Origin of the sequence: Streptomyces sp. NPDC088124 (assembly GCF_040685895.1) — a bacterium.
Lineage (GTDB): Bacteria > Actinomycetota > Actinomycetes > Streptomycetales > Streptomycetaceae > Streptomyces.
Genome location: NZ_JBFBJB010000071.1, coordinates 1 through 7718, shown reverse-complemented (window position 1 = coordinate 7718; position 7718 = coordinate 1). Strand labels below are relative to the sequence as shown.

The 7718-nt window shown below is 73.5% G+C and carries 7 protein-coding genes and 1 tRNA gene; 1 reads left to right on the top strand and 7 read right to left on the bottom strand.

Going from position 1 to position 7718, the window contains the following annotated elements; genetic code table 11:
- Positions 1–20: 20 nt before the first annotated feature.
- The 7 genes from AB0P17_RS37560 to AB0P17_RS37530 form a co-directional block, all read right to left on the bottom strand.
- Positions 21–1970 carry a non-ribosomal peptide synthetase gene (locus AB0P17_RS37560; protein ID WP_365818504.1) on the bottom strand — a complete coding sequence of 650 codons (1950 nt, stop codon included), beginning with the start codon at positions 1968–1970 and terminating at the stop codon, positions 21–23.
- Entirely contained in the window at positions 1967–2998 is a 1032-nt protein-coding gene (locus AB0P17_RS37555; RefSeq protein ID WP_365818502.1) for an HAD-IIIC family phosphatase, read from the bottom strand. The genes AB0P17_RS37560 and AB0P17_RS37555 overlap by 4 nt, the downstream gene beginning before the upstream one ends.
- Positions 2995–4008, bottom strand: coding sequence for a 3-oxoacyl-ACP synthase (locus AB0P17_RS37550; protein ID WP_365818500.1), 1014 nt, complete (start codon positions 4006–4008; stop codon positions 2995–2997). The genes AB0P17_RS37555 and AB0P17_RS37550 overlap by 4 nt, the downstream gene beginning before the upstream one ends.
- Positions 4005–5114 (bottom strand): acyl-CoA dehydrogenase family protein, encoded by a 1110-nt coding sequence (locus AB0P17_RS37545; protein ID WP_365818498.1) that lies wholly within the window; start codon positions 5112–5114, stop codon positions 4005–4007. The genes AB0P17_RS37550 and AB0P17_RS37545 overlap by 4 nt, the downstream gene beginning before the upstream one ends.
- Positions 5111–5407: an acyl carrier protein gene (locus AB0P17_RS37540; protein WP_365818496.1), complete on the bottom strand. Its 297-nt coding sequence runs from the start codon at positions 5405–5407 to the stop codon at positions 5111–5113. Before AB0P17_RS37540 ends, AB0P17_RS37545 begins: the two co-directional genes overlap by 4 nt.
- Positions 5408–5693: 286 nt before the next feature.
- Entirely contained in the window at positions 5694–6566 is an 873-nt protein-coding gene (locus AB0P17_RS37535) for an ABC transporter permease (RefSeq protein WP_365818494.1), read from the bottom strand.
- Complete coding sequence (locus AB0P17_RS37530; protein WP_365818538.1) at positions 6563–7591, bottom strand: ATP-binding cassette domain-containing protein; 1029 nt, start codon at positions 7589–7591, stop codon at positions 6563–6565. Before AB0P17_RS37530 ends, AB0P17_RS37535 begins: the two co-directional genes overlap by 4 nt.
- 19 nt (positions 7592–7610) lie before the next feature.
- Between AB0P17_RS37530 and AB0P17_RS37525 the strand changes: the two genes are divergently transcribed.
- Positions 7611–7681, top strand: a tRNA-Lys gene (locus AB0P17_RS37525).
- Positions 7682–7718: the final 37 nt, after the last annotated feature.

Here is a 7718-nt window from a genome sequence, read left to right as displayed (position 1 = left end):
CCCGCAAAGCCCGAAAAGCGTCATATCTCGAACAGGACGGGCCCACCGGTGCCCGTCCCGGAACGTCCGCGGCTGTCGCTGTCGCTGTCGCACTCGCCGTTGCCGTCGTTTTTGTCCCGCTCCGCCCCCGCCGCGGCCTCGTCCAGGGCCGCGGCCTGCTCCGCCACGGTGAGCAGTTCGAAGAGCTGCCCGACCCGCAGCGCCCCGGGCCGGGCGCGCTCCATCCGCAGATGGAGCTCGACCACCCGGCGGGAGTTCCCGCCCACCTGGAAGAACCTGTCGTGCAGGCCGAAGTCGTCGTGCTGGAGCACCGCCGTCCACATCTCGGCCAGCGACCGCTGCGCCGGTGTCCACCGCTGCCGCCCGGCGAGGGGGGCCTGCACCCCGGCGCCCGGCAGCAGCGCCCGGAGCGCGGCCTCGTCCGCCTTGCCGCTCGGCCCCAGCGGGAACCCGCCGAGCGCGACGAAGCGTTCCGGCACCGCGGCGGGGATCATCCGCTCGGCGCAGAACGCCAGCAGCTCTTTGGTGCCGGGCAGCGGCGTGGCGTTCCCGGCCGGTGTCCAGAACGCGACGAGCGAGATCTCCGCGTGCGCGTCGGGCACGCCGAGCACCACCGCCCGGCCCACGGCGGGATGGCTCTCCAGCGCGGACTCCACGGCCCGGCACTCGACCCGGGCGCCCCTGACCTTCAGCTGGCCGTCGGTCCTGCCCCGGAACTCCAGATCCCCGTCCGGGTTCTCCCGGGCCAGGTCACCGGTGCGGTACATACGCGCTCCCGCCCGCCCGGTGAAAGGATCGGGGACGAACCGCGCCGAGGTCTCCGCGGGGCGCGCCGCGTACCCCGCGGCCACCTGCGGACCGCCGATGTACAGCTCGCCCACCTCACCCGGCCGCACGGGTGCCAGCCGCCCGTCCAGGACGTACGCCGTGGAACCGCTGGTGGGCCGGCCGATCGGCACGACCGGCTCGTCGTCCGCCCGGACGGGGTGGGTCACACAGCTCACGGTCGTCTCCGTGGGCCCGTACTCGTTCCGCAGCTCGGCCCCCGGCAGCAGCGCGTGGTGCTGTTCGGCCAGCGCGGTCGACACGGTCTCGCCGCCGAGGACGACCAGCCGCGGGCGGACACCGGCGGACGCCAGGGCGGGCAGCATGAGCCGGTAGAACGACGGCGTGGCCACCAGGTGCGACGCCCGCCAGGTACCGGCCAGCCGGGCCGCCGCGTCCGCGTCGGACAGTTCCCCGTCGCCGGGGAGCACGGCCGTTCCGCCCAGCCGCATCGCCCACAGGGTCTGCATCAGCGAGCCGTCCCACGTCAGCCGCATCGCGGAGAACGTGACCAGGCGCGACTCCTCGTAGGCGTAGTTCCGGGAGCCGTGCATCGCCTCCAGGTTGGCCACGGTGACGACCACGGCCTTGGGCACACCCGTCGAACCCGAGGTGGTGATCACGTACGCGGGCGTGCTTCCCGGCACGGGCCTCGTGGGGTCGGTGAAGGGCGACGCGGGCCCCGGCGCGTCCTGTTCGAGCGCCGCGGGGGCCTGCCCGCGCGCGCGATCGGCCAGCGCGGCCACGACGCCGGCCGGGGTCGCCGGGTCCTCGGGGTCGAAGACGACGGCCCCGCAGTCGATGTCGTCGAGCAGCGCCCGTACCAGCCGCGACGGATGCCCGGCCGCCATGACACACCAGGCCGCGCCGATCCGTGCCGCCGCGACCATCCCCACGACGGTCCGCACGGTCTGCCGCTGGTACAGCACGACGGTCCGGCCCGGCCGGACACCGGCGGCCATCAGCCGGGCGGCGAGCGCGGCGCTCGCCGCGTCCAGCTCCCGGTAGGTGAGTGCCTGTGCGCCGACCACGATCGCGGTGCGGTCCGGCACCCGCGTGAACTGCTCCACGAGCGCCTGGAGCGCCCCGCGCCCGGCCCCCGCCGTCGCGCCTACTGTCCCGGTCGCGCCCGTCGCCCCCGTCACAGGGTCTCCTCCCCGACGACCGTGACATGACCGGTGTGCGGCGGTGCGGAGCCGTCGTGGGCGAGCAGCACACGCTCACCGTCCGTGCCGGCCACCGCGAAGCCCGCGAATCTGAGGGTCACCAGCATCACCCGGTTGACGTCGGTGGGGACGAACTCGGCGAGCGGGCGGCGCCCCGCCGCACGGGCACGCCCGACGGCATGCCCGATCAGCGCGGTGCCGACGCCGCGGGACATCACCCGGCAGGACATCAGCGACAGGAGCAGCACGGAGTCGGCGCCGCGGAACTCCGACACGGTGAGTCCGATCGTCCCGTAGCCGCCGAAGCGGTCCCGGAGTTCGGCGACCAGCACCTCGTGCCGGTCGGAGGCGCACAGCCGCCGCAGCTCCGCCATGCCGTACGTCCGGCCCGTGGTGTTGAGCTGATGGGTACGGACCGTCAGTTCATGGGCCCGGGCCAGATCCTCCTCGGAGGCCCGCCGCACGGTCATCACCAGGCCCAGCGATGCCAGGAAGGCGGTGCCCGTCCCGGTGAACCCGTCCTCCGCGTCGGTCCGTCGGCGCTCCGCGCGGTACAGCTCCCGGCGCTGCCGCGCCTCCCGGGTGACGACGGGCGGGGTGAACTCGGGCAGCTCGGGCAGTCCGGCGAGCCGGTCGGCCGGATAGCACCGCACCTCGGGGAGGACGGCTGCCACCTCGGCCCGCTCCACCGGGTCGTTGTCCACGAACGCCACCGTGTCCAGACCGATGTTCAGCCCTTCCGCGATCCTGCGCACCGCCGCGGACTTGGGCCCCCAGCCCACCTCCACCGCGCAGAACAGGTCCGCGACGCCGTGCTCGCGCAGATGCGCCGCGGCGGGACCGTACTCGCCCCGGCTGGCGACCGCGTGCAGGATCCCCCGTTCGTCGAGTGTCCTGAGCGCCCGCAGCGCCTCCGGTGTGGGCGCGGCGTCGTCCCGCTCCAGCACGACCCCCTTCCAGAGGGTGTCGTCCAGGTCCCACACCAGGCACTTCACCGTCGGCGTCAACGGATCACCCCTCCTGTCCGGTCGTCGAGACGGCGCAGCAGCCAGGTGCTCCAGGCCGCCACGGGACTGCTGTTCATCACCAGGGAGTAGGCGCCCGGAGCCTGGGAGGCGGCGGCGTCCGCCAGGTTGACCAGGACGTCCATGGAGCCGAGATGGCCGTACGCCGCGAGGTTGCGCCGGCAGACCGGATCGATATCCGCGTCCAGCGCCTCCTGCCAGAAGGCGAACGCCCCGGCGGCGAGGTTCTGCGTCAGACGGGCGGCGATCCGGTCCGGGCCCAGTCCGTTGCGGGCCAGCAGCTCCGCGTTGAGCGCGGCGAAGCGCTTGCGGCTCTCCACGGCGAGCCGGAACGAGTACGTCGGCTCGTCCGCGCACTCCTCGGTCCACTCCCGCTCGGGGATGTCGCGGTAGTCGATGCGGAACAGGTCGGCGTACGCGCCGTCGCTGCGGACGGTCTGGTCGACGAGTTCGTGGGTGCCGTCGCCCGACGTGGTGAGCAGGACCGCGGCGGCGCCGTCGCCGAGCAGTGTCATCGGCGGCCGGTACCTGGCCCGGGTCGGGGTCCGGGCCGTGGTGACGACGAGGACGGTACGGCACCGGGGGTCGCCGCGCAGCAGCGCCGAGCCGAGGGCGAAGGCCGCCGAGACCGAGACGCAGCCGAGGTCGCCGACGCCGGTCGTGAACGCCCGGTGCGCGCCGATCCGGTGCTGGAGGCGGGTCGCCTCCGAGGCCAGCAGATACTCCGGGACCCGGCCCTGCACCAGCAGCAGTGCGTCGAGGCCGCCGGCGTCGAGCCCCGCCCGGCCCAGCGCCGCGCGTGCCGCGTGTTCCGCCAGGTCCACCTCGGAGGCTCCGGCGGCGTCCCGGACGGTGTCGACGCCGAGCGACAGGGCGTGGGCCCGCCGCGCCGCCGGGAGGCCGGCCAGCTCCGGCAGTCCGGCGACGGGGAGTTCCCGCTCCGGGAACCAGGTGGCGACCGGACCGATGATGACGCGCCGTGGCGTGGTCACCGCGCACCGCCTCCCCGCGGGCGGCCCAGCAGATGGTCCCCGATGGTGGCCTCGGCGACCTCGTCCGCGCCCTCGATGATCTGCATGACCTTGGCGTCCCTGAAGAAGCGGCCCGCCCGGCTGTCCGGCGCGCAGCCGGCGGCGCCGAGCAGCTGCACCGCCCGGGCGCTGACCGACGCGGCGGCCCTGGCGGCGGCGTACTTGGCGATCACGGAGGCGAGGATCGCGTCGGGGGAGCCGTCCCGGCGCAGTCCGGCCGCACGCGCGCACAGCGCCTCGGCCGCGAGTGTCTCGGCCGAGCAGCGGCCGAGCGCGGCCCGTACCGCCCCATGCCCGGCGAGCAGGGTGTCGCCCTGTCTTCGCCGGCCTGCGTGCGCCACGGCGTCGTCGAGGCAGGCCCGCGCCATGCCGACGCAGCCCCAGGCGACCGTGTACCGGCCGTGGTCGAGCGCGGTGCCCGTCACGTGCGAGAGCCCGAACCCGGGCGGCGCGATCAGATGGCTCGCGGGCAGGACGACCCCGTCGAAGGAGACGTGCGCGAGCCGCGCGCCGCGCATCCCGAGCTGGCCGGTCACCGGCTCGACCGTGACCCCGCGCCGGCCGGTCTCGACCAGCCCGGTCACCAGTCCGCCGGGGGCGCGGCCGAGCACCAGGAGCACATCGGCGACCTGACCGAACGTCACCCAGACCTTGCGTCCGGACACCCGGTGGTCACCGCCCCGCGGCCGGAACTCGGTCGTCACCGCCGACAGGTCGGTCCCGGCGCCCGGCTCGGTGGCGGCCAGCCCGGCGATCAGCTCACCGCTCACCAGGCGGGGCAGCCACGCGGCACGCTGCTCGGCGGTGCCCCACCGGTCCACGGCGGCGCCGACCATCCCCTGGACCGTCAGCAGGGCGCGCAGCGAGGTGCACACCGCGCCCAACCGGGCGGCGACATCACCCAGTTCGTGCGCGTCCGCACCGCCCCCGCCGACCTCGGCGGGCCGGTCGAGGCCCAGCACACCGAGCCGGGCCGCCAGCCGGACCGCCTCCGCGGGCAGACCGGTCTCGTCCCAGGCGCCCGCCTCGGCCACCGCGGTCTTCACGAGCGGTTCGACATCGATCACGACGCCCCTCCGCCGGGGCGCTCCCCGCGCTTGCGGCGTACGAAGCCGGAGACCCTCGCGGCGGTGCGGAAGTTGTCCAGGTCCAGGTCTTCCACCTCCACGGTGATCCCGTACGTCCGCTCGACGTACGTCACGATCTGCAGCGCCTGCAGAGAGGCGACGAGCCCGAGCGCGAAGTAGTCGTCGTCCGGTCCGAGTTCCGTGTCGGTAAGTGAGCTGAAGTATGTCCGCAGCTCGACGACGAGCTCGTCGTTCCGGCCGGGTGCGGCCACCTCGGAGATGTCGTTCACCATGCCTCCTGGGCATCTCGCTCCGTATAGCGGGTGTGAGCAACTCGCCTAGTGCCATGGGTAGTTGTCGGAGAGAAGCGTCATGGTATTTCCCCTCCGAAATCCGTCGGGAGCGTGGCGAAGTGCGTCCCGCGGAATGGCAACCCTAGTTGTCGATTTCCGGGGAGGTAAAGCATTTTCCGGGTCCGCTCCGAAAGAAAAAACTGAATTCAGGCGTGAATGAAATATGTTTGACCCGGCTCTCTTCCGTGGTCCGCGCCCACGGCCTGGTGAGGTCGCCCGGAGCCGGTTATTCCGGACGGCTGAAGCGGCGGGCGGCCCACAGCAGGGCCAGCGCGCCACCGGACAGGAGCAGGGCGGCTTCGAGGGGGAGCGGAGGCGGCCCGCCGGCCCATTCGACGCCGCCGGCGGCCGCCTGGTCCGGCGCCCGCAGGGCGATGCAGCGGCGGAGCATGTCCACCCCGTAGGCGAGCGGATTGACATCGGCCAGCGCGTGGGCCCAGCCGGGCAGGGACCGGAGGGGGAAGAAGCCTCCGGAGAGGAACATGAGAGGCATCATCACCACGCCGAGGAGCGTGTGGAACGTCTCGGCTCGGCGGAGGCCGACGGCCAGGGCCAGGGCGAGGGCGGTGATGGTGAAGGAGACCAGGATCATGCTGCTGAGCAGCAGCACCAGCAGGATCGGGTCGTAGGGCAGGCCGACCACACCGGCCAGAGCGAGCAGCACGGCCCCCTGGACCGTGGCGACCAGGGTGCCCCCGGCGCAGCTTCCCAGCAGCAGGGTGGCGCGGGCGACCGGGGCCATCAGGAGTTCGCGCAGATAGCCGCTCTGCCGGTCGGTGATCAGACGGATGCCGACCATGATGGCGGGCGCCTGCACCGTCATCATCAGGATGCCGGGGAAGAGGTACGTCTGATAGCCCACCCCCAGGGACGAGTCGGGGATGAGAGCGGTCAGTCCGCCGCCGAGGATGAGCAGGAAGAGCACCGGGTGGAGGAGCATCAGCGCGGTGTGGGCGCGCTGGCCGGCCAGGCGGAGCAGATCGCGGTAGACCAGGGCGTGGACCGCGCGGAGTTCGTGCCGCAGACGCGCCGGCCGTCCACCGCCGGAGGCAGCGGAGACGCCGGCAACACCCGAGGTACGGCCAGGAGATGTCGTCATCGGCCGCCCCCGCCCGCTGCCGTGGTGTCACCCGCGGCGGGGCCGGCCGGTGCCTGCGTGGCGTGCAGGCTGCGGCCGGTGTGGTGGAAGAAGACGTCGTCCAGGGTGGGCGGGGTCGCGGAAGCGGCGTGCACGGCGATGCCGTGGCCTGCCAGCGCCGCGCACAGGCGGGGAATCCAGGAACTGCCGTCGGGCACCCGCAGACAGACCCCGTCGGCGTCCACGGTGAGGGAGTGCTCCGGGGGCACGACCCGGCGGACGACCTGTTGTGCCGTCGCGTCCTCACCGGTGCGCAGCACGACCCGGTCGTCGCCGATCGCCGCCTTCAGCGCGAGGGGCGTGCCCTGTGCCACCACGCGGCCGTGGTCGATGATGGCGATGCGGTCGCAGTTCTCCGCCTCGTCCAGATAGTGGGTGGTGACGAAGACCGTGCGGCCGTGCCGCTCGCGCAGGGCGCGCAGATGATCCCAGATCTGTGCGCGGGCGTGCGGGTCGAGACCGGCGGTCGGCTCGTCCAGGAACAGCACACCGGGAGCGTGCAGCAGCTGACGGGCGATCTCCAGGCGACGCCGCATACCGCCGGACAACGTGCGGACGGGAGAGCGCCGCCGGTCGGCCAGTCCGGCCGTCTCCAGCACCTCGGTGGCGCGCCCGCGGGCGTAACGGGACCGCATCCCGTAGAGGCGTGCGTGGATGTGGAGGTTCTGTTCCGCCGTCAGATCCGGGTCCAGGGCGCTCTGCTGGAACAGCATGCCGACCCGTCGCCGGACCTGGTGGGGCTGGGTGAGCACATCGGCGCCCGCCACCGTGGCGTGACCGGCGGTGGGCCGGGCCAGGGCGCACAGCAGGGCGATGGTGGTGGACTTTCCGGCACCGTTGGGGCCGAGGAAGGCGAAGGTCTCGCCCTGGGGCACCTCCAGGTCCAGGCCGCGCACGGCGTGGGTGGTGGTGCCCTGCGGGCCGGGGTAGCTCTTGACCAGTCCGCGCGCGCTGACGGCGTACTCGGGCTCGGGGGAGTGGGGCATGGCGTGCGGACCGGTGAGGGCGCCGGTCACGGTGGTTAGAGCAGCTGACTCTTAATCAGCGGGTCCGGGGTTCGAGTCCCTGGCGGCGCACGCAGAGTGGAAGCCCCTTCACAGCTTGTGAAGGGGC